The following is a 24562-nucleotide window of genomic DNA, read 5'->3' as shown; positions in this document are numbered from 1 at the left end:
CGTGCCCGCCTTTACGACGCGTGGCGTCGGGTTGGCGCAGCGCCCGCCGAGGATCCAGCGGCGGGCTTCGCGCCGGCCAGCTTCACCTTGGCGCCGTCGGTAAGGCGGTCCATACCGTCGGTTACGACCGTCTGTCCGGCAGTGAGGCCGGCGGTGATCACCGTGTTCTTGCCGTCGCTCGGACCGAGCGTCACCTTGTGCACCGAGACTGTCTGGTCGGCATTGACCAGGTAGACGAAATCGCCGGGCGCGCCGCTCTGCACGGCTGGCGTCGGCACGAGCACGGCCTGCTTCAGCGTATCCACCAGCAGGCGCACGTTGACGAACTCGTTCGGGTACAGCGCTTCGTCGTCGTTGTCGAACGTCGCACGCAGCGTGACCGTACCGGTGGCCGTGGCCATCTGGTTGCCCAGCGCATAGAGCTTGCCGGTAGCGATCTGGCGGCTGTTGTCGCTACTGAAGGCGGCGACGGTCAGCGTGGTATCCGCGGTGCCGAAGCGCTTGAGCACATTGCCTAATGAATTCTGCGGCACGGTGAACTGCACCGTGGTCGGCTTCATCGTGGTGATGGTGACGATGCCGGGGGATGTCGACTGGGTGACGTAGTTACCCGGATCGACCAGCCGCAGGCCGACGCGCCCGGCGACTGGCGCGGTGATATGGCAGTAGGCAAGGTCGAGGTCGAACTGCGCGATGTTCGCTTCGTCCGCCTGCACCGCCGCTTCGTCCTGCTGCACGGCGAACTTCTGGTCGGCGAAGGTCTGTTCGGCAATCGACTTCTGCTCGTTGAGCGTGGTGAAGCGAGCGAGGTCGGAGCGCGCCTGGGCAAGCGTGGCCTTGTCCTTGGCCATCTGCGCCACGGCCTGGCGCTTGTCGATCTCGTACTGGCGAGGGTCGATCTGTGCCAGGAACTGGCCTTTCTCGACATCCTGGCCTTCCTTGTAACCCACCTCGGTGAGGTAGCCGCTGAGCTGTGGCAATACGTTCACGGTGGCCACCGGGGTCACGGTGCCGAGTTCGTTGAGCAGCTCGGGCATGTCGCCGAGAGTCGCCTTGGCCGCGCTGACCAGCTGCGGTGGCGTGACAGGCCTTTTTTTGCCGGAACCACTGATGACGTGGAAGAGCACCAACGCGACGATCACGATAGCTACGAGCGAGACGATCAGCAGACGCCGCCCCTTGTGTGGCGGGCGCTGGGCTTGTGTCGCATCACTCATGAATCGATCTCCTGGCTTATCCGGTCGGGCTAGCTAACAGGAACGCACGAGGTCCGAATGCGTTTAATCAGGGTGAGGCCTGTTTAACCTACGCTCATCCGCTTCCATTCGCAGGATTTCGCGACGTAAACCCAACCGACCGCAAGCCGTTGTCATCATCAGGCCCACTTCCCCAAGGTGCTGTGATGAACACACTTCGCTCGATTGCCCTGGCTACGCTCTTCACCGTGGCCGCCTCCGCAGGCACGTCCGCTTCCGCCCAGGTTTACGTCGATACCGGCGTGGATATCGGCCCGGAGCCCGCCTGTCCCTACGGTTACTACGAGTACGCGCCCTACCCCTGCGCGCCTTACGGTTATTACGGCGCCGAGTGGTTCACCGGCGGCCTGTTCATCGGTGCGGGTCCATGGTTTCGCGGGCCGCGGGGCTTTCGCGGCCACGTCGATCCGCGCTTCGATCCGCGCCGCGGTTACGCCCGTCCCCTGCCGCAATTGCATGAACGTCCGGCACCCGGTACGCGGTTCGACAACATCCCTGGCTTCCATGGCGACGAATGGCATGACGGCCGCGGTAACCCGGGGCGCGGTGACGGACGCCGCTGACTCAAGATCCTTCGATAAACGCCGCTACACAGGGAGGTCAACAGGGAAAGGAGCCTGAAGGATGACAATAACTTCATTAAGCGCGGCGGCGGTGCCGGTCTCCTCGTTGCCGCCGCGCAGCACGGCGGCGGTGCCGACCTCGTCAGCGGCTAACCCATTCGCAGACCTCGTCGTCACAGCTTCACGCGAGCCATTCGGCGCTATCGGCCGATGCCCGCCTCAATTTGACTGAAGATCCGAAGTCGCAGAATTACTACTACAGCCAGATCAGCGACTCCGCGCAAAGCAACGTGAACATCGGCTATCAAAAAGGTCGCCTGGTGCAGGCAACGCAAAGCAATACGGCAAGCCAGAGCGCTGAACGGTCGAAATACGTCATGGGCCAGAAGGTCGAAGACGTAACGACGCCGCTGAAGAAATCGCAGCAGCGCGACCTGCTTCCCGTGCTGCAGCAAATGGAACGGCATCCGCCGCAAACGACGAAGGAACGTGACGAGCGCGGCCGGGAACTTGCCGGCATCCACGATAGCCTGGGCTTTCAGACCGACCCGGTCGCCCTCGACTAGCCAGGCCCCGCATCTCAAAAGAGATGTCTAGAGGGCTATACATTCGAAATTAGTTTCGATATAACTGGCTCACGTGCTGCGACGCAGCACACTTTTGTTACATAGGGATGTAGCCGGCACCAGCCCGTCTACCGGCACCCACGACCCGGCGAATCCGCCGGCGTCAGGGTCGCGCCTCCAGGGGATTTTCCTTCGATTACCCGTCATGCCCGGCCCTGCGGCAGCAGCGACCGTGTGCGCTTACGCCTGAAGAATGGTTCGAGGAGAGCGTCGTTCATGTCCAGCAAGACTCCCAGCATCCAGCGTGCCCTGGTTACCGCCCTTGCGCTGGCGATCAGTTCCGGCGCATTGGCGCAGTCCACCACCGGCAGTCTTTTCGGGCAGGCGCCAGCCGCCGCCGGCGAGACAGTGACGGTTACCAGCGATACCGGTTTGAGCCGGGACCTTCCCGTCGACGAACGCGGTCGCTTCTCGGCGGGCCAGCTACCCCTGGGCACGTACAACGTGAGCCTCAAGGTCGGCGGCAAGGTGGTGGACACGCGGCAGAACATCGCGCTCAAGGTGGGCGCAGGCACCGAGGTATCCTTCATCGCCTCGCAGGCGCAGTCGATGGAAGGCGTTACGGTATCCGCCGCAGCCTTGCCAAGCATCGATGTCTCCACGGTGGATTCGCGCACCGTGGTCACCTCCGAGCAGCTGGCGCGCCTGCCGCTGGGTCGCAATTCCGAAGCCATCGCCCTGCTTGCACCGGGCGTGGTCAACAACGGCGGTAGCTTCAAGGGCCCCACGGGTAACTCCCTGGTGAGCTTCGGCGGCTCCGCGGCCAGCGAGAACGCCTACTACGTCAACGGTTTCTCCACCACGGATCCCCTGCGCGGCTTCGGCGGATTGTCCCTGCCCTACGGCGCGATCGACCAGCAGGAGGTCTATACCGGCGGCTACAGCGCGCAGTACGGCCGGTCCGATGGCGGCGTGATCAACGTGGTCGGCAAGCGCGGCACCAATGAATGGCATTTCGGCACGCAGGTACTGTGGGAACCGAACTTCGCGCGCTCCAGCCAACGCAATCGCTACTTCGAGAACGGGCTTCCGGCATCACCCAAGGCCGGCCAGCTGTATTCGCCCGACAGCAAGGATTCCGCGACCAGCACCACGGTCAGCGCATATGCGGGCGGCCCGCTGATCAAGGACAAGCTGTTCATCTTCATCGCCGGCGAATACGAGCGGCAGCAGGGCACCACCGTCAACCCGGTGAGCGGTTTCAGCAGTACGAAGCCTTATGTCGACTATCGATACAACGAGCCACGCTGGTACGGAAAACTCGACTGGAACATCACCGATAGCAATATCGTCGAGCTCACCGGCGCCTCCGACAAGTACGAAACCTCCGGTACCGTCTACGGTTACGACTACCAGACGCGTACGCGCCAGGACCGGATCGGCGGCGACGACAACATCAAGACCGGCGGCGACCTGTGGACGGCCAAATACACCGGCTACCTGACCGACGACCTCACGCTTACCGCGCAGTACGGCAAGCTGAAGAGCGACGACTACGATGCGCCCGCCGGCTACAACGCCGATCTCACCTATGTGGATGGCCTGACCAATCAGAACCCCGCACTGAACGGTGGCGCGCCACGCGGCAACAACCAGACCGTCGCCAGCCTGAGTCCCGCCGGGCGCGGCAACCGCACGACCAATACCCGCATCGACCTCACCTACAAGATCGGCGATCACACCATTACGGCGGGTATGGATAACCAGACCGCGAAGGCCCTGGACCAGGGCACGATCACCTCCGGACCCGGCGGCTATTCCTGGACGTACGGCCAGGGCGACCCGAACACGCCGATCTCCACCGGCCTGGGCGTGCCCGCCACCGGCGGGTTTCCGAATGGCGCGCAGGGCTATTACGTCATCCAGAACATCAACAGCAGCCTGGCCACCGTGCGCTCCACGCAGCGCGCGCAGTACATCGAGGACAAGTGGCAGATCAACGATCGCTGGCTGCTCTCGGTCGGCCTGCGCAACGACCAGTTCGAGAACTTCAACAGCGATGGCCAGCCCTTCGTGACCCAGCACAAACCGCAATGGGCACCACGCCTGGGCGCCAGCTGGGACGTGAACGGCGACGCAACCTTCAAGGTCTACGCCAATGCCGGTCGCTATTACCTCGGCCTGCCTTTGAACCCCGCGCTCAATGCGGCCGGCGGTGCACTGACCACCTCGCAGTACTTCACCTATGGCGGCATCGCCGCGGACGGCACACCAACCAACCTGACCACCATTTCACCGCCGGTGGCGGCTAACAACACCTTCGGCCAGCTGCCGGATCCCTCCACCGTCACCACCAAGGGCCTGAAGTCGGAGTACCAGGACGAATTCATCCTCGGCTTCACCAAGACCCTGGGTACCAAGTGGGTTTATGGAGCGAAGGCGACGCAACGCATCCTGCGCAATGCGATCGACGACTACTGCGATATCGACCTCGTGCTGGCCAAGGCACAGTCGCTAGGCTACGACGTGACGACAGCGAGCAACCCCGTCAGTTGCTGGCTGTTCAATCCGGGCAAGGCCAATACGTTCAACCTCGTCGACACCGCGGGCAACCACGTCAGCGTGCCGCTCACCAACCAGGAATTCGGGTTCGACCGCCTGAAGCGTCGCTACTACTCGCTGGAATCCTTCCTGGAACATCCCTTCGACGGCACCTGGTACGCACGGGCCACGTATACGTTCTCGCGCAGCTACGGCAACACGGAAGGCCAGCTTCGCTCGGACCTCTACCGCGAGTCGCGCGGTACCGGCCAGACGGCCGTGTCGACCACCCAGGACTGGGACAACTCGTACATCATGGTCAACACCAACGGGCCGCAGAACAACGATCACAAGCACCAGCTGAAAGTGTTCGGCTACTACCAGATCACCCCCGAGTGGCTGGTCAGCGGCAATCTCAGCATGATCTCCGGTGCGCCCAGGCCTTGCCTCGGTTACTTCGGCCCGGATCGGGAAGACCCGGCCGGCTACGGCAATAGCTACCACTTTTGCAACGGCCTGCCCTCGCCGCCGGGAAGCCACGGCCGCCTGCCCTGGGTGCGCCAGCTCGATGTAGGTGCGACGTATCGGCCCGCGTTCGCCGACGCAAGGCTGGCATTCAATGTGAACGTGTTCAACGTCCTGAACGAGCAGCGCGTGGTGGGCATCTATCCGAACGCGGAGTCGAGCCCGAACCTGGCCAACCCGCTGTACGGGACGCCGACGTCACGGCAGCTGCCGCGTTACCTGCGGCTCAGTGCGAATTACGACTTCTGAAGCAGCAGCATCTGTGGGAGCCGCTTCAGCGGCGATGGCGGCGCGGCAACCTGGCTATCGCCGCTGAAGCGGCTCCTACAGGGGGCATGGTGTGGCGGTCAGGAGTCGTCTTCGGGGTTGCCTTCGTTGGAATAGGCCTCTTCCGACGCTTCGTCGTCGGCGTCACGATTAGCTGGCATCGCCTTGGGCAGCTGCTCCGCCGGAGCTTCGCTACGACTCTTGCGCAGGTCGTCGATGATTCGCTGGTTGATGCTCTGGAACGGGTTGCTCATCGTCGACCCCAAAAGGCGGTACATCAATGCCGCGACGTTCGCGGCGGGAAGTGTTCCGGTTCACTGATCACCGAATCGGGCGCCGCGACGGACTTGCGTCCTCTCAGCTGCTTCGCCGTAAGCGGCAGGCACTCGCCCTTCTCGTTGATCTCGCGAATCGCACACGCCGCCGGGTGCGTGGCCGCGGCGACATCGTAAGCCTCGAGCATCCAACGCCTTGCCTCGAGGTAGGACGGCCGATCCTTTGAAATCGTGGACATGGCGCGATACTCCCGCTGGGCGACATCGACGCGCGCCGCCAAGCGCGAGGCTGCGCCCGGCGGCGTTACCTTGCCGTTAGCCTCGCGGGTACACCACGTGCACCTTGTGTTCACGCCCGTCGTCCTGAAGCGACAGGGTATCGCCCTCGATGGAAGCACCATCGAGCAGGATGCCCGTCGATTCACCTTCACGCGCCGGGCGCAGATCGATGGAGTACGTGGAAGCTCCGAACACGTAACGCAGGCTGTAACCCGCCCATGAGCCCGGCACGCAGGGGCGAATGCGCAACCGCCCCTCCTGAAGGCTCAGCCCCAGCAGCGATTCGATCAGGAGGCGGTACATCCAGCCCGCGGAGCCCGTGTACCAGCTCCAGCCGCCGCGGCCCACATGGGGCGCCACCGAATAAACGTCAGCCGCAAGCACGTAAGGCTCGATCTTGTAACGCTGGACGGCATCGGCGTCGCCGGTATGGCTGGCGGGGTTGATCATGCGCGCCAGTTCCCAGGCGCGGTCGTGGTTGCCCATGTGCGCAAAGGCCATCGCGGCCCATACGGCCGCATGCGTGTATTGCCCACCGTTCTCGCGCACGCCAGGCACGTACCCCTTGATATAGCCCGGGTCCATGGCCGAACGATCGAACGGCGGGTCGAGCAGGCGAATCAGCCCGACGTCGTCCTGCACGAGATGACTGCCCAACGACGCCATGGCCTGCGTGCGGCGTTCGTCGCCGGCGACGTCCGAGAGGACCGACCAACTCTGCGCGATCGCATCGATGCGACATTCGTCGTTGCTGGCCGAGCCCAGTGGCGTACCGTCGTCGAACCAGGCGCGCCGGTACCACTCGCCATCCCAGGCATGCGCCTCCAGAGCGGTGGACAGCGTCGCCACCTCCGCCATGCAGCGGTCCGCGAAAATCGTATCGCCGCGCGAACGTGCCGTCACCGAGAACTCGCGCAGCACGTGGACCAGGAAGAAGCCTAGCCAGACGCTCTCGCCCTTGCCGCCCTCGCCGACCTTGTTCATGCCGTCGTTCCAGTCGCCGCTACCCATCAGCGGCAGGCCGTAGCGCCCGCGTGGCATGGAGTGCTCGATGGCACGCACACAGTGTTCGTAAAGGCTTGCGCGAACACCCGACGGGCGTGGCAGGTCGTAATAGGACTCTTCACCGGGACGCAGCGGGCGACCTTCGAGATATTCGATCGATTCATCCAGCACTGCGGCGTCCATGCTCGCATGCACGTAGCGGCTGGTGGCGAGGGGCAGCCAGAGGTAATCGTCCGAGCAGGCCGTACGCACCCCGCGTTCGATCGGAGGATGCCACCAGTGCAGCACGTCGCCTTCGACGAACTGGTGCGCCGCACAGAGCAGCAGCTGGGCGCGGGCCATGGCAGGCGCAGCGTGCTGGGTGGCCATGGAATCCTGCAACTGGTCGCGGAAACCGATGGCGCCGCCAGACTGGTAATAGCCACTGCGCGCGAAAAGACGGCTGGCGATGGTCTGGTAGAGCAGCCAGCCATTCGCCATGGTGTCCATCGCGGGCTCGGGGGTCCTGGCCTGGACCACACCGAGCAGGCCACGCCAGTGCGCGCGCACGGCAGACAGCACCCTGGCGGCGGAGCCGTCCTGACGGAAGCGCTGCACGAGGCTGCGGGCCTCGGCCTCATTGCCCCCCATGCCCAGCCGGACCACGACCTCACGCGATTCGCCGGGCTCGAGAAGGAAGACGACGCGCAGGACGCCGCAGGGATCCAGCCCGGCGCCGATGCGGTTGCTCCAGCCCTGGCGACGCATCGCCAACGGCGAATCCATCCGTCCGTTGCGGCCGAGGAACTCGGTCCGGTCGCCACCCACGGAGCGTTCGCGGTCGCCCATGTCGAAGAAGGCGACGCGACCGGGGAAGTCGCTGTTGTAGGCGTTGCGTGCGAAAAGCGCGCCCGTGATCGGATCGACCTCGGTGACGACGTGCATCGAACTCTTCTCGCGGACATCGCCGAGCAGCCATTCCACGTATGCGGTGACCGAAAGGCGACGCGCCTCGGGGCCCTTGTTGGTCACCGTGACCACCTGGAACTTCACCGGCGCATCCAGCGCGACGAAGGTTTCCAGGCGCGAGTGAAGCCCTTCCTCGTCATGCTCGAAAGTGCTGTAGCCGAAGCCGTGGCGCGTCGTATAGCTGCCCTTGCCGCGCACCGGCAATGGCGTCGGCGACCAGACGCGGCCGTTAGATTCGTCGCGCAGGTAAACGGCTTCGCCGCTCGCATCCTCGACCGGGTCGTTATGCCACGGCGTGATCCGGCAGCCATGCGCGTTTTCGGCCCACGTATACGCGCCGCCGCTCTCGGATACCACGCTTCCGAAAGAAGGGTTGGCGAGCACATTGCACCACGGCGCCGGCGTTTCGGCGCCCTGCTCCAGCACGATGACGTACTCGCTGCCATCCGCGGAGAAAGCGCCCGTGGGCGGTTTCGCCGCAGCCAGTTCGGGACGTGGCAGGCGTGGCCACGAAGCGGGCTCCGCGGCGGCCGGACGCGAGTCCAGGCGATGACGTTCCATCTGTTCGGCCAGCGAGCCAAGGCTGTCGACCACCACGATGCGCGCGCTGGCTTCCATCACCAACCGGTCTTCATACGAGAGTGGCTGCGCGGCGCGAATGAACACACCGCCCGGCCGGTCGAGCAGGGTCGATTCCGTCCCCGAGGCAAGCAGGCCGGTCAGGGCGTCGTGCAGTGTCTGCCGATAACCGGTGCTGTCTTCGTTCCAGATGACCAGGTCCACGGCCAGGCCGCGCAGCCGCCAGTAAGCGGCCGCGTGGATGAGGTCGCGCGCGACATCGAGCCGGGCGATATCGCCGATCCGCAGCAGCACGATCGGCAGGTCGCCTGAGACCGCCTGCCCCCATAGCCCCGATTGCCCGCGCGCATTCGCGGCGATGAGCGCCGGCTCGGCGCGCAGGGCGAGGTTCGGATAGACGACCGAGGTCGCCATGTGTTCGTAAAGCTGTGCATCGGCCAGCGTGTTGTTCGCCTGGCGCAGGGAGACCTGGCTGTGCGTCCACGCGAGGTCGAACACGCGGTCGGACAGGTGTCGATCGCGATACTTCTCGATCAGGCGCATGCAACCGTCGCGTGTGTCCGCCACGCCGGTCACGAAGTCGAGCGTCGCGGTCTGTTCGGGATCCAGCGTAATGCGGACCCGGATCGCCACGATGGGATCGAGGACGGCGCCCGCCGTGTCGCTCAGGCGATCCATGCCGACATCGAGCGCCGCCGGTTGTGCGGTGCTGCGTCCGCGCCCGATGAACGTGGCGCGATCGGTCTCGTAGGAAATCGCATCCACGTCCACGTCGTGGACGGCCACCAGATGACACATCCATGGTGGCTGCTCGTCGGCTGAGCGCGGACGGCGTGCGCACAAAAGTGCCTGCATCGACGCCACGATCTCCGTGGTGACGAACAGCTTGCTGAAGGCCGGATGCGCCATGTCGCCGTTAGGGTCGGTCAACACTACTTCGGCGTAGCTGGTCAGCTCGATGGTGCGGCGCGTGCGTCCACGATTGGTGACGCGCGTGCGGCGCAGTTCGATATCGTCTTCGGGCGAGACCACGATCTCGGTGTGCGTCTCGAAACCGCGCTGGCGCACGCGGAACTCCGCCCGCGACTCCGAGAAGATAGCCTCGAACAGATCCGTACGTCGCGCTACCGGTTGGTAGGCCGTGGTCCAGACGTCGCCCGACTCGGGATCCCGCAAGTAGCAGAACATGCCGTGGTTATCGCGGGTGATGTCTTCGCGCCAGCGGGTGACTGCCATGGCATCGCGACGACTGTAGCCGCCGCCGGCACTGCTCACCATGACGTGATAGCGCCCATTGGAAAGCAGCTGTACGGCCGGACGCGGGCGATCCGGATCGGTAAACAGGCGAAGGCGCGCCTCGGGCGTCGACGGCGCCGTGGCGTCGTCACCCAGCCCGGCGGTATGCAGGTACTCCGTCGCGCTTCGTGGCACACGCTCCTGAAGCAGCAGCGTGGTGGCCATGATGTGCGGGTCCGATTCGAAACGGCGCTGCATCGGTTGGCCGAGCAGCAAATGGTCGATGGCCAGCAGGGACATGCCCTGGTGATGGGCCATGAACGAACGCACTACGACGGCGTCCTGCCCCGGTGGCAGGCGGGACGGCGTGTAATCGACCGCTTCGTACAGACCGAAACGACCTGCCAGGCCAGCGTCGGCGAGCCGTCGCAGGTTGCTGGTGGCTGCCGCGGGGGCGACCATCAGCGCGAGCACGGTGGCATACGGCGCGACGACGAGATCGTCGCCAAGGCCGCGTTTGAGACCCAGCCCGGGTACGCCGAAGGCACGGTATTGATAGGTCAGCTGCGCGTCGACGGCGTTGTAACCGGACTCCGACACGCCCCATGGCAGGCCGCGCTGCTTGCCGTATTCGATCTGCCTGGCGACGGCCGCCCGGCAGGTCTGGTCGAGCAGGCTGCCCTCGTAGGTCGGCATGACCAGCATCGGCATCAGGTACTCGAACATCGAGCCCGTCCACGAAAGCAGCACAGGCGAGCCACCCGTGGTCGTGAGCAGGCGACCGAGCGAGAACCAGCTTTCCTGCGGAATCTGGCCCTGCGCAATAGCGACGAAGGTGGTCAGCCGCGCCTCGGAGGCCAACAGATCGTAGAACGACGCATCGAGCACGCGCCGGTCGATGTCATAGCCGATGGACATCAGGTGCCGGTTGTCGTCGTACAGGAAAGCGTGGTCCATGATGGCCAGCTCACCTGCCAGTGCGGCGATATTGCCCAGTGCCTCGATGCGCGCCTGCGCGGCGGCGCGTTGGGCGGCGTCGGTTGTCCCCTCGCTGCCCATCTGCAGCAAGGTCGGAATGCCTTCGACGTGGCTTCCACCTCGCCACTGCTCCGCCTCGGCGATCAGCTCGTCGCATTGCGCGCTTAGACGGGAAAGCCAGAAGGCCGCTTCGTCAGATGGTTCGCGCGCAAGTGCAGGCATCACCATGCGCAAGCGATCGGCCTGGGTGCCCGCGAACGCGAACACCGCGTCCATCGATCGGGGCGGCGAAGCCACCGCGGTGAGCAGTTCGTCCGACCACGCCAGCAGGTCCGGCCGGTCGGCATCGTCCACGTGTTGACCAAGCACGCCGAGCGTGTCGCGCAGGCCTTCGATCGACGCGGCACGAAAAACCGGTTCATGCGGTAACGCCATCAGCCCTCGCTGAAGGGTCAGCAGATGCCCGGCAAGATTGCCGCTGTCCACGCTGGATACGTAGAGCGGACGCAACGGCGTGAGTGTTTCGGTGTCGTACCAGTTGTAGAAATGGCCACGGTAACGCTCGAGCGCATGCATGGTCGCGAGCGTGGCGGTCGTGCGGCTGATGACACCGCCGAGGCCGAGGAAGCCGAAATCGTACGCGGCCAGACTCGCCAGCAGGCCCAGGCCCATGTTGGTGGGCGACGTGCGCCGGGCCACCCTGGTCTCGGGCGTCATCTGCACGTTGTCCGGCGCCAGCCAATGGTCGTCGTCACCGACGTGGGCCTCGAAGAATGCCCAGGTTCGCCGGGCAAGCAGGCGAAGGAAGGTCCGATCCGCGTTGCTTGGGGCGTAAACATGGCTGACATCGGGACGGCTCACCCACCAGGCGAACACGGGCGAGAGAAACCACAGCATGAGCACCGGCGCGGCGATGGCGAGCACCATGGGGCGGTCGACCGTGAGCAGGACGGCGAGAACGACCGCCACGGCGGGGCCGGCCCACAGGGAACGCCAGGGCACGTTATGCGTGCCCCTGCCGCTGCGTTCCACCTCGCTGGACGAACGCCACTGCAGCAGATGCCGGTGGCTGATCACGATGCGCCACAACGAGCGGACGATGGCATCGAGGCTTACCCGGGCCTCGTGGGGCAACCAGGCCATCGAGAAGACCAGGCGCAGGCCATGCTGGCCGGTGGCGACCAGCGAAGCGCGCGCGTGCTGTCGCCAGCCGATATCGCGAGGCTTGCGCGAGGCTTCCATCAAGGCCTGCAGCAGCACCGGCACGAAGGCCATCGACAGCACGCCCAGTGTCCAGCTCAGTACCGGGGCGATCCACAACCAGCCTGCCACGAGCAGGGCCAGGGCCGCAGGAGCGCCCGCGCTGCGACGCAGATTGTCGAAGATCTTCCAGCGCGACAGGTGGCTTAGGTCGTTACGCCGCCATCCGCCACGCGTGGGTACCGTGGGCATGAGCCATGGCAGCAACTGCCAGTCCCCACGCATCCAGCGATGGCGACGAAGGCTGTCGTCGACATAACGTTCCGGATTCTCCTCGAACACCAGCACGTCGCTGAGCAGGGCCGTGCGCGCGAAGCAGCCTTCGATCAGGTCGTGGCTGAGCACGCGCTCATCGCGAAGGCGTCCCGCCAGTGCATGCTCGAAGGCATCCACGTCGTAGATGCCCTTGCCGATGAACGAGCCCTCGTGGAAGAGGTCCTGGTAGACATCGGAGACCGCACGGGTATACGGATCGATACCGGCATCGGCGCCATAGAGACGCGCATAAGCCGACCTCGCCTGCGCGGGAAGACCGATGCCGACACGCGGCTGCATGATGCCGTAACCGGCTACCACGACGCCGCGGGCTTCGTCGAACACCGGGCGGTTCAACGGATGGTCCATGGCCGCGATCAGCAGGTGCGCGGTGTCGCGTGGAAGCTGCGTATCGGTGTCGAGCGTGATGACGTAACGCACCGGAGGAAGGCTCTCTATCCGCCCGACGATCAGCGCAAAGCGCTCCCGGCCCTCGCCACGGAGCAGGCCATTCATCGCCGCGAGCTTGCCGCGCTTTCGATCGGCACCGATCCAGCGCTGTTCCGTCTCGCTCCATTCGCGTGGACGATGGAAGAGGTAGAAGCGATCGATAGCTTGCGAGGGATATTTCGCGTTGAGCGCGTCGACGCGCTGCCTGGCACGCTCGAGGATGGCGGCATCGCCGGGCATCGAGGCGGCATCCGCATCCATGAAGTCGGTCAGCAAGGCGAAGTGCAGGACCTCGTCACGATTGGCGAGAAAGCGCACTTCGAGCGCGTCGGCTACCTCGTCGACATCGTCGGGGCTGCCGAGCAAGGTCGGCACGGCCACCATGCTGCGCGCCCGGGCGGGAATGCCCTCTGAGTAGTCCATACGTGGCAGCTGATCGGGCTTAGTGACGAGCACGGCCGCCAGGTTGAGCAGGCTCAGGGTGAGCTGGCTGGCGACGATCAGTGCGCCCAGGGCCAATGCGGCTGCGATCCAGCCCGAGCCGGGTGGCAAGGAAGCGCTTTCGACGAGGCCGGTGGTGAGGCCTGCCAGTAACAGGAAGAACGCCGTCAGCGAGAAAGCGAACGGCGCCCGATCGAAAACACGCCGGCACCGCGAAGCGAAGGACTGCCGGGTGCCCAGGCGACGCTCGAGTGCAGGAAGCCCCGCACCGACCAGGTGATAGCCAACGTGCGTGACCGTGCCATCGCGTGGCTCACCCGGCTCGGGGCAGCTCGCTGCGAGGGCGGCGCGCGCCGTGGCCACTTCACCGATACGACCCGCACGAGCCAGGCGTTCCACGGCGTGCCGGTAGCGGTCGCGACTGGCGAAATCCATCGCCGCATAAATACCCGCGGGGTCCTCGCGCAGGCAGGCCTCGACCAGGCTGGCGTGCTCGACGAAGTCGCGCCAGTCGACCGTCACCAGCGCGCGAAGGCTGCCGATGCTGTTGCCGACGGATACCTGGTGCGCGGCCTGCTGCTGCGACTCCATCTGTACCAGATAGTCGATGCTGCGGCCGGATTCGGCCAGGCGCTGCTCGATCCACCCCAGTGGCATGGCCAGCGCAGGCCCCTGCCCTTGCAGACGGCGAACGAGTTCGGCGACGAAAGGTGCACTCATCACCGGCGAGGAGCGCGCCATGTCGGCGACGACCAGCACGACGTTCTTCGGATCTTCCGACGCCATGCGCGTCATGGCGTCGGCCCAACGTGTGGCGCGACGGCGCCTGGCCTTGTCGAGCATCACGCGCGCGGCGATGCGCCTTAGGTTCTCGATCAGCGCGAGGCGCAGCATGATCGGGATGGCCCACAGCTCACCCAGCTTCAGTGGCACGACGGACTGATACGCCTGGAGGAAACGCGCCAGCCCCGCTGCATCGATGCGGCCGTCGCCGTGCGAAATCACTTCGAGCGCGATGTCGTAGACGCGCGGCAAGCCCCGTGACGGACCATCCTCCAGTTGCACCAGCTCGCGGCTGTAGCCCTTGGGGAAGTCTTTGTTGGCGATGCGGATGTGTTCTTCGATCAGGTAGAGGTTGTCGAGCAACCATTCACCGGCGGGCGTGGTGCCCGCGCCTCGCCGCCCGGCCGCCATCAGCGCGCGGCAGACATCGAGGATGACCCGTTCGTTATCGGCCAGCCTGGGCAACAGCCATTCCGCGGAGCGCTGCTTCGCCACTTCGTGGCGTTTCGCGAGCACCAGCCCGTGGGCTTCCATCTGGTCGGCGTTGAACAGTTCCGCCCGCAGTGCGGGCTCACGCTCTGGACCCGGAGCGTCATGAAGACTTGCGCGCCTGAACAGCTCTATATCCTGCCCCTTGGGGGTGGTGGGATTCGTTTCATGGATCAGCGCGGCGTGGGCCCTGGGGGCCGCCGGTCCAGTCTACGCTCTCCCGGAGGCGCTAGCGTGCGGTGCGGAAGGTGAGGTTCAGGCGGTCCATCCCCGTCAGCGGATGATGCGATGCCTTCAACGGCAGCACGCCGTGGTAATTCATGCGCGACGGACCGCCCCAGACGACGACGTCGCCATGGACGAGCGGGACATTCAGCGGTTTGGTGCCCTTGCCCTGGCCGCCAAACTGGAACATGGCCGGCACGCCCAGCGACACGGACACGATGGGCTCCGAATCGCGCCGCTCGTTCCGGTCCTGATGCATGGTGAGACGCGATCCAGTGACATAGCGGTTCACCAGGCACGCATCCGGCACGAAACGGTCGAAGCCGGCCTCGGCAGCCGCTTCCGCTGCCAGCTGCATGAACAGTGCCGGCATGGGTGGCCACGGCTGGCCGGTCTCGGGATCGATCGCGTCGTAGCGGTAGCCGCGGCGATCGCTCACCCAGCCCACCTTGCCGCAGTTGGTCATGGCCACGCTCATGGTGTGACCACCGGGGGTGACCAGGTGCCGGAACGGCGAGACCGTGGACAGCGCGTGAATGATATCGACGAGCGCGGCCCCTTCGTCCAGGGCAAACGCACGCAGAACCACGGCGCCCGGGCCGAGCGGCTCATTGCGTCGCTCGGTGGAGGGAGAATCGGCGAAGAGATCCGCAGTCATGCCCCTATTATCCCCGTTACACACCCTTTAGTACCCAGTTGCGCGAGAATCGGTTATCGCCCACCTGAGCTCCTTCCGATGTCCCAGCCTGCCACACCGTCCGACCCGGAAGTCGACCCCACCCTGCAGCACAGCGGGCTGGATTTCCCGGTCGTGGGTATCGGCGCGTCAGCCGGTGGTCTGGCAGCGCTGAGCCGCTTCCTCGAGGCCACGCCCGCCGAGCCGGGCATGGCCATCGTTATCGTCATGCATTTGTCCCCCCGGCATGACAGCGTCGCCGATCGCATTCTCCAGCGCTCCACAAGCATGCCGGTCATCCAGGTGGTCGAGGCGCTGCCCCTGCAGAAAAACCACGTCTACGTGATTTCGCCACGCAAGGCGCTGTCGATGAACGACGGCTACCTTCGCCTGATCGACATGGAGCGCCCGCGCGGCAAGCACGTCGCGATCGATTTCTTCTTCCGTACCCTGGCCGAGGTGCACCGCGAAAAGGCCTTCGCGGTGATTCTGACCGGCACGGGATCGGATGGATCGGTCGGTATCGCGCGCATCCGCGAACGCGGCGGTATCACCCTGGTGCAACAGCCCGAGGATGCCGAGTACGACCAGATGCCGCGCTCCGCGATCGCCACCGGCGCCGTCGACGTCATTCTTCCCGTCGCCGAACTTCCCGCACGCATCGTCGCCATGGCACGCGATGCATCGCGCATCGTCTTTCCCGCTGGCGCCGCGCTCGACGACACATCTGCCATGGGCGAAGCGGCGGCGGAGGCCGGGTCTCGCGAGCACGAGGATGCCCTGCGCGACATCATGATCACCCTGCGCGCGAAGACCGGCCACGACTTCCGTGCCTACAAGCGCGCCACCGTGCTCCGCCGCATCGAGCGACGCATGCAGGTCAACGGCCAGCAAACCCTCGAAGGCTATCGGGACTTCCTGCAGGAGCACGCGCACGAACGGCCCGCGCTGTTGAAGGACATGTTGATCAGCGTCACCAATTTTTTCCGCGATCGTGAAGCGTTCGAGGCGTTGGAGCTCGAAGTGATTCCACGACTTTTCGAGGAAAGCTCCGAAGACACGCGCATCCGCGCCTGGAGCGCCGGCTGTGCGACAGGCGAGGAAGCCTATTCCCTGGCGATGCTCCTGACCGAGGCGGCCGCACCGAAGTCGGTCCCGGTGCAGGTGTTCGCCACCGACATCGACGACGACGCCATCGCCCATGCCCGCCATGGCTTCTACTCATCCGCCGTGGTGGCTGATGTTTCGCCCAGCCGCATCACCCGATTCCTCACCCGCGAGGACGATGGCTACCGCGTGCAGAAGAGCCTGCGCGAGAAGGTATTGTTCGCCAGGCACAATGTATTGCAGGACCCTCCGTTCTCGAAGCTCGATCTGATCGTGTGCCGGAACCTGCTCATCTACCTCAATCGCGATGTGCAATCGCATGCCCTGGAGATGTTCCATTTCGCGCTACGCCCGGGCGGCTACCTGTTCCTGGGTAGCTCGGAGTCCGCCGAAGTCGTATCGAAGTACTTCACGCCCGTGGACAAGAAGAACCGCATCTATCGCGCCAGCGCGGTTGGCCGTACCGGTATTTACCTGCACTCGCCAACGCGCCTTCCCTCGACTGTACTCAGCGCCGGCGCGACGGCTGCCGCTGCGGCCGCACAGGACCGCCGGGACCATTCGTTGAGCGAAATCCACCGCAAAGCAGTCGAAGACCGCGTGCCACCCAGCATCCTCGTCGACCGCGATGGGCATGTCGCGCACATGTCCCAGAGTGCCGGCGTCTACCTCCGCCTCACCGGCGGCGCGCCGTCCTACCAGCTCGCGGCCCTGATCGTTCCCGAGCTGCGGCTGGAACTGCGCACATCGCTCTTCCAGTCCACCCAGGACGGCACCTCGGTACGTGCGCGGGCCGTAGACCTCGAACGCGATGGCCGTATGCTCTCGGTCAGCATCGAGGTACGGCCTGTTCGCGACCAGGACCAGGTCGGTGGCTTCCATCTCGTGGTCTTCCACGAGGGCCCTGCGCGCAGCGCCGCACCGGCAGAGTACGCGGACAACGAACAGACGCCGATCCTGCTCCAGCTGGAAGAGGAACTGAAGCGTGCGAAGGAACAGTTGCAGGCTACCGTGGAGGAGTCGGAGTCCTCCAACGAGGAACTGAAGGCGTCCAACGAAGAACTGCAGTCGATCAACGAAGAGCTCCGTTCGGCCACCGAGGAGCTGGAGACCAGCAAGGAAGAACTCCAGTCGATCAACGAGGAGCTCATCACGGTCAACCACGAGCTGAAGCTCAAGGTGGAGGAAACAGCCAAGGCCAACGACGACCTCAGCAACCTCGTCGCCTCCACGGACATCGCCACCGTCTTCGTCGACCGCGACATGTGTATCAAGCGGTTCACCCCGCGCGCCGCCGACGTGTTCCGGTTAATCCCCGCGGATGTCGGCAGGTCGCTGCTCGACCTCAACCACAGCCTCGTCTACCCCGACCTTGCCGCCGATGCGTCCCTGGCTTTCCAGGCGTTGCGGACGATCGAGCGAGAGGTCGGCAGCCAGGATGGCCGCTGGTACATCTCCCGCATCCTTCCGTATCGCACCGCCGAGGACCGCATCGAAGGCGCGGTGATGACCTTCATCGACATCACCCGGCGCCGCGCCGCCGAAGAAGCCGCGCGAAGCAGCGAGGAACGCATGCGACTGGTGGCGGACAGCGCAGTGGATTACGCGATCATCACCACCGACCCCGAGGGCATCATTACCTCGTGGAGCAAGGGTGCCGAGCGCACGTTCCGCTATTCCGACAGTGACGCCATCGGCCGCCATGCCAACCTCATCTTCACCTCGGAAGACCGCGCGCAGGGTGCGTTCCAGGATGAGATGGAACAGGCGCGAACGCACGGCCGCGCCAGGGACGATCGCTGGCATATCCGCGCCGACGGCGAGCGTATCTTCTGCAGCGGCATCACGACCCCGCTGAACCAGGGTGGATTTCACGGCTACGCCAAAATCGCGCGCGACATTACCCAGGAGAAGCGCCGGGAGCGCGAGCGCGAGGAACTCTTCCACGCCGAAAAAGCCTCGCGCGAGGCGGCGCAGAGCGCCGTGCTGATGAAAGACGAATTCCTCGCCGTGATGTCGCACGAGTTGAAACATCCGCTCAACCTGATCCTGATGAACGCGGAACTCATCGCCCGCTCGGCCGCGGTCGGCGGCGACGCAACGACGCAGCGATCGGCCGACGCGATCCGCAAAACCGTGGAAGGACAGGCGCAGATCATCGACGACCTGCTCGATCTCTCCCGCCTCAATACCGGAAAACTCGCCCTCAACATAACCGAAGTCAATGTATCCGATTGCCTGCGGCGTGTGGCCGACGGCATGCGCGACGAGCTCGCGGGGCGGTCGGTAAAGTTGAGCCTTGCACTGCCCTCCACCGACGTCATGATGACGGCCGACGGCATACGCGTCGAACAGATCGTCTGGAACCTGCTCGGCAATGCCTTGAAATTCACCCGGGCGAACGGGCGTATCTCGGCCACCCTGAGCATCACCGGCGAGCATGTGCGCCTGGAAGTAACCGACGACGGCATCGGCATTTCATCTTCCCTGGTCGGCCGCGTGTTCGACATGTTCGAACAGGGAACCACGCTGAAGAATCGCGCCACCGGCGGCCTCGGCATCGGCCTGGCACTGGTCAAGCAACTGGTCGACCTTCACGGCGGCGAAGTCTCCGCCACCTCGCCAGGGCCCGACCAGGGCGCATCGTTCCTCGTGGTCCTGCCAGTCCGGTCGGTCCGACAGAGCGAAGCGGCGATGATGATCACGGCAGGCTGGAGACCGCAGCTGGTCGGCCGCCACATCATGGTGGTCGATGACGCCGACGAATTGCTCGGGCCCTTCGCCGAACTGCTGCGCCAGGAAGGCGCCAGCGTGACCACCGCCATGACGGGCACCGTGGCCTTGTCGATCCTGGCCTCCGGTGACTACGACATCCTGCTTTCGGATATAGGCATGCCGGAAATGGACGGTCACGAGCTTATTGAAAGGGTCCGCTCCAACCCAGCCACGCGAGACATCCTGGCCATCGCCCTGACCGGCTTCGGCCGCCCTCAAGATGAACGGCGTGCGCTGAAGGCGGGCTTCGATGCGCACATCAGCAAACCCGTATCGATGCGCATCCTGCTGGCCACCCTGGCGCGCTTTCCGGCCTCGCGCTCCGGTTCACCGTTGTAGGAGCCGATTCATTTGCCGTTGTGGGAGCCGATTCATCGGCGAAGCTCTTCGCGAGCACCCATCGCCGCTGAAGCGGCTCCCACAAGGGCATCGCCGCTGAAGCGGCTCCTACAATGGCATTCGCCGCTGAAGCGGCTCCTGCGCATTCGCTCACTCGCCGAGGAACTTGCCCAGCAAGCGCCTCAGTTCCTCGAACTCGGCGCGGGTGAACGACTTCAGATGGGCGTTGAGCACCGGCGGCACGATATCGGGAATCGCGTCGGCCACACGGGTGCCCGCGCGGGTCAGGGTGAGGTTCACCACGCGGCGGTCCTTGTCGTCGCGGGAGCGCTCGAGCAGGCCCTTCTCCTCGAGCTTGTCCAGCATGCGGGTCATCAGGCCCGTGTCGATGCCCAGCAGCTTCGACAGCTCGAAAGGCGTGCTCGCCGTGCCCTTGCTGAGCGAAACGATGATGCCCATCTGCTGGCTGCTGATGTCCAGATCCTTCAGCGCCGCGTCGATATCGGAGGCGAGCAGGTTACGTGCCCGGGCCAGCAGGAAGCCGATGCTCTGGGTGTGCACGAAGTTCTTGCGGGTGTAATGGTCCATGGCCCGATTATGGCCCATCAATGGCCGCCTGCCGCGGCGGCCGCCCCGCCGCCGCCACGGGTCGACCGGGCCACCCAGATCAGCGGGATGATGACGATGAAGGCCACCCCGGACAGCCAGAAGATATCGTTGAGGCCGAGCATGGTCGCCTGGGCCGTGAGGCCACGCTCGAAGAAGGCCATCGCGCCGTCCGTATCCGCGTGCAGGGTGCCGCGTAACGTGGCGATCGTATCGAGAAAACCGGGATCGTAGACGTTGGCACGCTCGGTCAGTTGCGCGTGATGGAAGATGGTCCGGTCACTCCAGCCCGTGGCAAGCAGCGAGGTGCCCACCGCGCCGGCAAAGACACGTACGAAGTTTGACAGGCCGGCAGCCGCGGGCACCTGGTCCGGGCGCAATCCGGACAGGATGATCGCCGTGAGCGGCACGAAGAACAGCGCCGTAGGAATGCCTTGCAAAAGTGTCGGCAGGACCAGCGTGAAACTGTCGACGTCGGTGGTGTACCGCGACCGCATGAAAAAGACCATCGCGAAGCCGACGAAGGCCATCGTCGCGAGCACTCGCGAGTCCACCTTGCCCATGATCCGTCCCATCGCTGGCGCAAGAATGATGGCAAAGATGCCCAGGGGCGCCGTGACGAGCCCGGCATCCACCGAACGGTAGCCGAGATAACCCTGGATCCACTGCGGCAGGATGACCAGGTTGGCGAAAAAGACGCCGTATGCCACCGAGATCGCTATCGTTCCGCCGAGGAAGTTCCGGCCCGCGAACAGGCGCAAGTTGACGATCGGACGTTCTTCGGTGAGTTCCCAGATGACGAAGAAGACGAAGCTCACCAGGGCGAACAGGCCCAGCGCGCAGATCAGCGGCGAGCTGAACCAGTCCAGGTCCTTGCCCTTGTCGAGCATGATCTGCAACGAGGCCACCCAGGCGATCAGCGAGACCAGGCCCATGACGTCGATAGGAACGCGTTTGGACGGTGTTTCGCGGTCGCGGTAGATCGTCCACACCACACCGGCGGCGAACAATCCCACGGGAATGTTGATGTAGAAAATCCACGACCAGCTGTAGCTGTCGGTAATCCAGCCACCGAGCGCGGGGCCCGCGATCGGACCGACGGTCGCGGTCATCGCCCACAGGGAGAGCGCTGAGGATCCCTTTTCCTTGGAAAACGTGCCTAACAACAGCGCCTGGGACAGAGGTACCAGCGGTCCCGCCGCCACCCCTTGCAGGACGCGCGCCGCAAGTAGCACGGGCAGGGTCGGGGCAATGCCACATAGCCACGATGAGAAGGTGAACGCGAGGATCGCGAAGACGAACAACTTCACCTGCCCTACCCGCTGGGTGAGCCAGCCGGTGAGCGGAATCGACACGGCGTTGGCGGCGGCGAACAGGGTGATGACCCAGGTGCCCTCATCGACCGACACACCCAGGCTGCCGGACAGCGTGGGAATGGCGACGTTGGCGATCGACGAGTCCAGCACGTTCATGAAGGTGGCCAGGGCCACCGCCACGGCGCCCAGCACGAAACGCACACCGGTCAGTGGCGCGGGAGGGATTACTGCGGATGACGACGACATGGGACGTCCAGCTTCGATATATCTGACATATCAGATATGTAGGCAAAAAGAAGGCCGCGGTCGTCTGCCCGCAAAGACGTTGCGGGAGGCGGCGGTCCGTCCGGCATGCTGCATCGCAACTGCCTGACATAGACTATATCTGACTATGCAGCTATATGCAAGGCATCGGCTTTCCGTTTTACGTACTTCTACTCATGCCATACCCGCCACGACAGCTTAACTATGTACGACGCCCGCACCTCTGCCATGGAGTTCGCCATGCCTGACTGGAACCGTACCCGCCGAGCCCTCGCCGTGCTGCTTCCAGCAGGCATCCTCGGTGCCTCCACCATCCTGGGTTCGGCGCAGGCGACCGTCCTGCCAGCCACGCCTGCGACCGCGAGTCCCGGCGACGTGACCCTCAACGTGGCTGACCGCCTCGCCTCCATCCGCGAGAACGTCGCCCGGGATGCCGAGGAGACCCGTCCGCTTCGCGGCACCGCCTACCCGCTGCTGGCCTGGATGAACTTCGGAGGGTTCGGCTGGCGCAACGGCGGCTGGCGAAATGGCGGCTGGAGGAACTGGGGCAACGGTTGGCATAACTGGGGGAATGGCTGGCACAACTGGGGCAACGGCGGCTGGCATAACTTCTGGCACAACTGGTGAGCCGCGGTGGATAGCCCGCCGTGTATCGACACCGTGGTGCTGCAGCCCACGCCCTTCTGTAATATTGCCTGCCGCTATTGCTACCTGCCCAGCCGTAGCGACACTTCGACGATGTCGCTGGACACGGTACGCGCCGTGTTCGCCGCCGTGTTCGCCTCGGGCTGGTCCCATCCCTGGCTTACCGTGATCTGGCACGCCGGCGAGCCGCTGGTGATGCCCGTTGCATACTACGAGGAAGCGTTCTCCCTCATCGCATCGCTGTGTCCACCCGGGATCGAAGTACGCCACGCCATCCAGACCAACGGCATGTTGATCGACGCGGCCTGGTGCGCGCTTTTCCGGCGTTGGGAGGTCGGCGTCGGCGTGAGCATCGACGGCCCACGCGAAATCCACGATGCCAACCGGGTCACGCGCCAGGGTCGCGGCACCTATGACAAGACCGTCGCAGGCATCCGTTGCCTGATCGACAAAGGCATCCCTTTCCACGTGATTTCGGTGCTGTCGGCGCAAGGCCTGCAGGCACCGGACGAGATGCTGGCGTTCTACCGGGAGGTCGGCATTACGGACGTGTGCTTCAACGTCGAGGAATCCGAGGGTGACCACGTTTCCGAACTATTCTCCGAAGGCAACGCCGAGGCACGCTTCCGCGCGTTCCTCAGCACGTTCTGGCGGAAATCGCGCGAGAGCGCCGGCATTCGTTTCCTGCGCGAGATCGACGGCATGCTCACGCGCATCCTGCGACCGGACGAGGCCGCCGGCGAGAACTCCCAGGTACAGCCCTTCGGCATGATCAACGTGGACTGCCACGGCAACGTATCGAGTTTTTCTCCCGAGCTGCTGGGGTTGAAGAACGCCGACTACGGCGACTTCATCGTCGGCAACATCCACACCGATTCGCTCCAGGCCATGCGCCAGAGCGACGCCATGCGCGCGATGCACCGTGATATCGCGGCCGGCGTGGCCGCGTGCAAGGCCGAGTGCGCGTACTTCGCCGTGTGCGGCGGCGGTTCACCGATCAACAAGCTGACTGAGAACGGCAGTTTCGCCACCACCCGGACCTCGTTCTGCGACCTGGTTCAGAAAGTACCCACGGACCTGATCCTCGAAGCGCTGGACCGGCTCGAGACAGTCCTCGACGACGACATGCTGGTGAGGAGTGCGTCATGATTGCAAAGTCTCAACTTGTTTTCGTAGTCGCCGCGGGCTGGCTGTGGCTCGCCGCCAGCGCGGCGGCGCAGCAAGCCCCTGCCCCGTCCACGGCGGAACCAGCCACCGAGCAGGAGGCCGGCGACGATGCGATCAAACCCCTGTTCAAGGTCAGCAGCGTGGAACTCATACGCAGCAGCCACGCGCCCGAGCTCGACATCGTTCGCGTGCGCGGCCTGAGCAGCACGGAGAACTGGAGCGACCCGCAACTGGTCGCCATCTCGCGTGGGCCGTCTGCCGACGGCATGCTCGACCTGCTGTTCGTCGCCCGCGGGCCGGACGACGCCTCCAGCGCGACGAAATTCGGGCCCATGGAAGCCATCTTCGTGATCGAGCCCGGACACCCGTACAAGGGTATCCGCGTGCGCAGCGCCACCAATACGGTGAAGCTCAGCCAGCTCCCCGGCTATGCCGAAGCGCAGGGCCGCGAGGTGGATTGCTCGAACTGCGTCGGCAAGACCTTCGTCCCCAAGGGCGGCTCCGCGGGCGGCAAGGACGCGGTGCGCGAAGAGGACCTGCCGGCGAGCACGCGCGTGCTGCGCGAGAACGACGGTATTCGCAAACTGGATACGGACCCGAACCGGCTGACGCTGATCCTTGGGCCTAACGATCGCATCGTCGAGGCGTTCTGGGATTGAGACGATCGGGCGAGCACCCATCGCCGATGAATCGGCTCCCACATAGAGCGGAGCCGAGCTGATTGTGGGAGCCGCTTCAGCGGCGAT

At 64.9% G+C, this 24562-nt stretch carries 14 protein-coding genes; 7 read left to right on the top strand and 7 right to left on the bottom strand.

Features of this window, described 5'->3' with window-relative positions; translation table 11 throughout:
- Positions 1-11: 11 nt before the first annotated feature.
- Complete coding sequence (locus tag C8J98_RS04375; protein ID WP_107911312.1) at positions 12-1217, bottom strand: efflux RND transporter periplasmic adaptor subunit; 1206 nt, start codon at positions 1215-1217, stop codon at positions 12-14.
- Between the two features lie 185 nt (positions 1218-1402).
- Here C8J98_RS04375 and C8J98_RS04370 point away from each other — a divergent pair, with 185 nt between their 5' ends.
- From C8J98_RS04370 to C8J98_RS04360, 3 genes are all read left to right on the top strand, one after another.
- Positions 1403-1819, top strand: coding sequence for a hypothetical protein (locus C8J98_RS04370; RefSeq protein ID WP_107911310.1), 417 nt, complete (start codon positions 1403-1405; stop codon positions 1817-1819).
- Positions 1820-2109: 290 nt separating this feature from the next.
- On the top strand, positions 2110-2385 hold the full coding sequence (locus C8J98_RS04365) for a hypothetical protein (protein WP_146171521.1): 276 nt from the start codon (positions 2110-2112) through the stop codon (positions 2383-2385).
- Positions 2386-2661: 276 nt separating this feature from the next.
- Positions 2662-5700, top strand: coding sequence for a TonB-dependent receptor (locus tag C8J98_RS04360; RefSeq protein WP_107911306.1), 3039 nt, complete (start codon positions 2662-2664; stop codon positions 5698-5700).
- Positions 5701-5798: 98 nt separating this feature from the next.
- On the opposite strand, the gene C8J98_RS21990 is transcribed toward C8J98_RS04360, so the two are convergent.
- From C8J98_RS21990 to alkB, 4 genes are all read right to left on the bottom strand, one after another.
- Positions 5799-5972: a hypothetical protein gene (locus C8J98_RS21990; RefSeq protein ID WP_158272596.1), complete on the bottom strand. Its 174-nt coding sequence runs from the start codon at positions 5970-5972 to the stop codon at positions 5799-5801.
- A 23-nt stretch (positions 5973-5995) separates the two neighbouring features.
- On the bottom strand, positions 5996-6232 hold the full coding sequence (locus C8J98_RS04350) for a hypothetical protein (protein WP_146171519.1): 237 nt from the start codon (positions 6230-6232) through the stop codon (positions 5996-5998).
- Positions 6233-6308: 76 nt separating this feature from the next.
- Positions 6309-14741, bottom strand: a complete 8433-nt coding sequence (locus C8J98_RS04345) for a glucoamylase family protein (protein WP_107911300.1) — start codon at positions 14739-14741, stop codon at positions 6309-6311.
- Positions 14742-14925: 184 nt separating this feature from the next.
- Positions 14926-15579: a DNA oxidative demethylase AlkB gene (gene alkB / locus C8J98_RS04340; protein WP_107911298.1), complete on the bottom strand. Its 654-nt coding sequence runs from the start codon at positions 15577-15579 to the stop codon at positions 14926-14928.
- A gap of 78 nt (positions 15580-15657) precedes the next feature.
- On the opposite strand from alkB, the gene C8J98_RS04335 reads away from it, so the two are divergent.
- Complete coding sequence (locus C8J98_RS04335; RefSeq protein WP_107911296.1) at positions 15658-19818, top strand: CheR family methyltransferase; 4161 nt, start codon at positions 15658-15660, stop codon at positions 19816-19818.
- A gap of 150 nt (positions 19819-19968) precedes the next feature.
- Here C8J98_RS04335 and C8J98_RS04330 read toward each other — a convergent pair whose 3' ends face one another.
- Together C8J98_RS04330 and C8J98_RS04325 are read right to left on the bottom strand one after the other, a co-directional pair.
- Positions 19969-20406, bottom strand: a complete 438-nt coding sequence (locus C8J98_RS04330) for a MarR family transcriptional regulator (protein ID WP_107912568.1) — start codon at positions 20404-20406, stop codon at positions 19969-19971.
- Positions 20407-20423: 17 nt separating this feature from the next.
- The gene (locus tag C8J98_RS04325; RefSeq protein ID WP_107911295.1) at positions 20424-21986 is read right to left on the bottom strand and encodes a DHA2 family efflux MFS transporter permease subunit; all 1563 of its coding nucleotides are present in this window, start codon (positions 21984-21986) and stop codon (positions 20424-20426) included.
- Positions 21987-22244: 258 nt separating this feature from the next.
- Here C8J98_RS04325 and grrA point away from each other — a divergent pair, with 258 nt between their 5' ends.
- From grrA to C8J98_RS04310, 3 genes are read left to right on the top strand one after another with little or no spacing between them, the layout of a single operon-like run.
- Positions 22245-22631 carry a GrrA/OscA1 family cyclophane-containing rSAM-modified RiPP gene (grrA, locus tag C8J98_RS04320; protein ID WP_107912566.1) on the top strand — a complete coding sequence of 129 codons (387 nt, stop codon included), beginning with the start codon at positions 22245-22247 and terminating at the stop codon, positions 22629-22631.
- A 6-nt stretch (positions 22632-22637) separates the two neighbouring features.
- Positions 22638-23798 carry a cyclophane-forming radical SAM/SPASM peptide maturase GrrM/OscB gene (gene grrM, locus C8J98_RS04315; protein WP_107911293.1) on the top strand — a complete coding sequence of 387 codons (1161 nt, stop codon included), beginning with the start codon at positions 22638-22640 and terminating at the stop codon, positions 23796-23798.
- The gene (locus C8J98_RS04310; protein ID WP_107911292.1) at positions 23795-24475 is read left to right on the top strand and encodes a hypothetical protein; all 681 of its coding nucleotides are present in this window, start codon (positions 23795-23797) and stop codon (positions 24473-24475) included. Before grrM ends, C8J98_RS04310 begins: the two co-directional genes overlap by 4 nt.
- Positions 24476-24562 lie beyond the last annotated feature (87 nt).

This window comes from Luteibacter sp. OK325, assembly GCF_003050935.1.
Lineage (GTDB): Bacteria > Pseudomonadota > Gammaproteobacteria > Xanthomonadales > Rhodanobacteraceae > Luteibacter.
The sequence above is the reverse complement of the archived record's forward strand: the minus strand, read 5'-3'. Positions and strand labels throughout refer to the sequence as shown.

What these genes read in the sequence shown, in the direction of transcription:
- C8J98_RS04375 (WP_107911312.1), bottom strand. Translation starts at nt 1,217, where the DNA reads ATGAGTGATGCGACACAAGCCCAGCGCCCGCCACACAAGGGGCGGCGT.
- C8J98_RS04370 (WP_107911310.1), top strand. Translation starts at nt 1,403, where the DNA reads ATGAACACACTTCGCTCGATTGCCCTGGCTACGCTCTTCACCGTGGCC.
- C8J98_RS04360 (WP_107911306.1), top strand. Translation starts at nt 2,662, where the DNA reads ATGTCCAGCAAGACTCCCAGCATCCAGCGTGCCCTGGTTACCGCCCTT.
- C8J98_RS21990 (WP_158272596.1), bottom strand. Translation starts at nt 5,972, where the DNA reads ATGAGCAACCCGTTCCAGAGCATCAACCAGCGAATCATCGACGACCTG.
- C8J98_RS04350 (WP_146171519.1), bottom strand. Translation starts at nt 6,232, where the DNA reads ATGTCCACGATTTCAAAGGATCGGCCGTCCTACCTCGAGGCAAGGCGT.
- C8J98_RS04345 (WP_107911300.1), bottom strand. Translation starts at nt 14,741, where the DNA reads ATGGAAGCCCACGGGCTGGTGCTCGCGAAACGCCACGAAGTGGCGAAG.
- alkB (WP_107911298.1), bottom strand. Translation starts at nt 15,579, where the DNA reads ATGACTGCGGATCTCTTCGCCGATTCTCCCTCCACCGAGCGACGCAAT.
- C8J98_RS04335 (WP_107911296.1), top strand. Translation starts at nt 15,658, where the DNA reads ATGTCCCAGCCTGCCACACCGTCCGACCCGGAAGTCGACCCCACCCTG.
- C8J98_RS04330 (WP_107912568.1), bottom strand. Translation starts at nt 20,406, where the DNA reads ATGGACCATTACACCCGCAAGAACTTCGTGCACACCCAGAGCATCGGC.
- C8J98_RS04325 (WP_107911295.1), bottom strand. Translation starts at nt 21,986, where the DNA reads ATGTCGTCGTCATCCGCAGTAATCCCTCCCGCGCCACTGACCGGTGTG.
- grrA (WP_107912566.1), top strand. Translation starts at nt 22,245, where the DNA reads ATGCCTGACTGGAACCGTACCCGCCGAGCCCTCGCCGTGCTGCTTCCA.
- C8J98_RS04310 (WP_107911292.1), top strand. Translation starts at nt 23,795, where the DNA reads ATGATTGCAAAGTCTCAACTTGTTTTCGTAGTCGCCGCGGGCTGGCTG.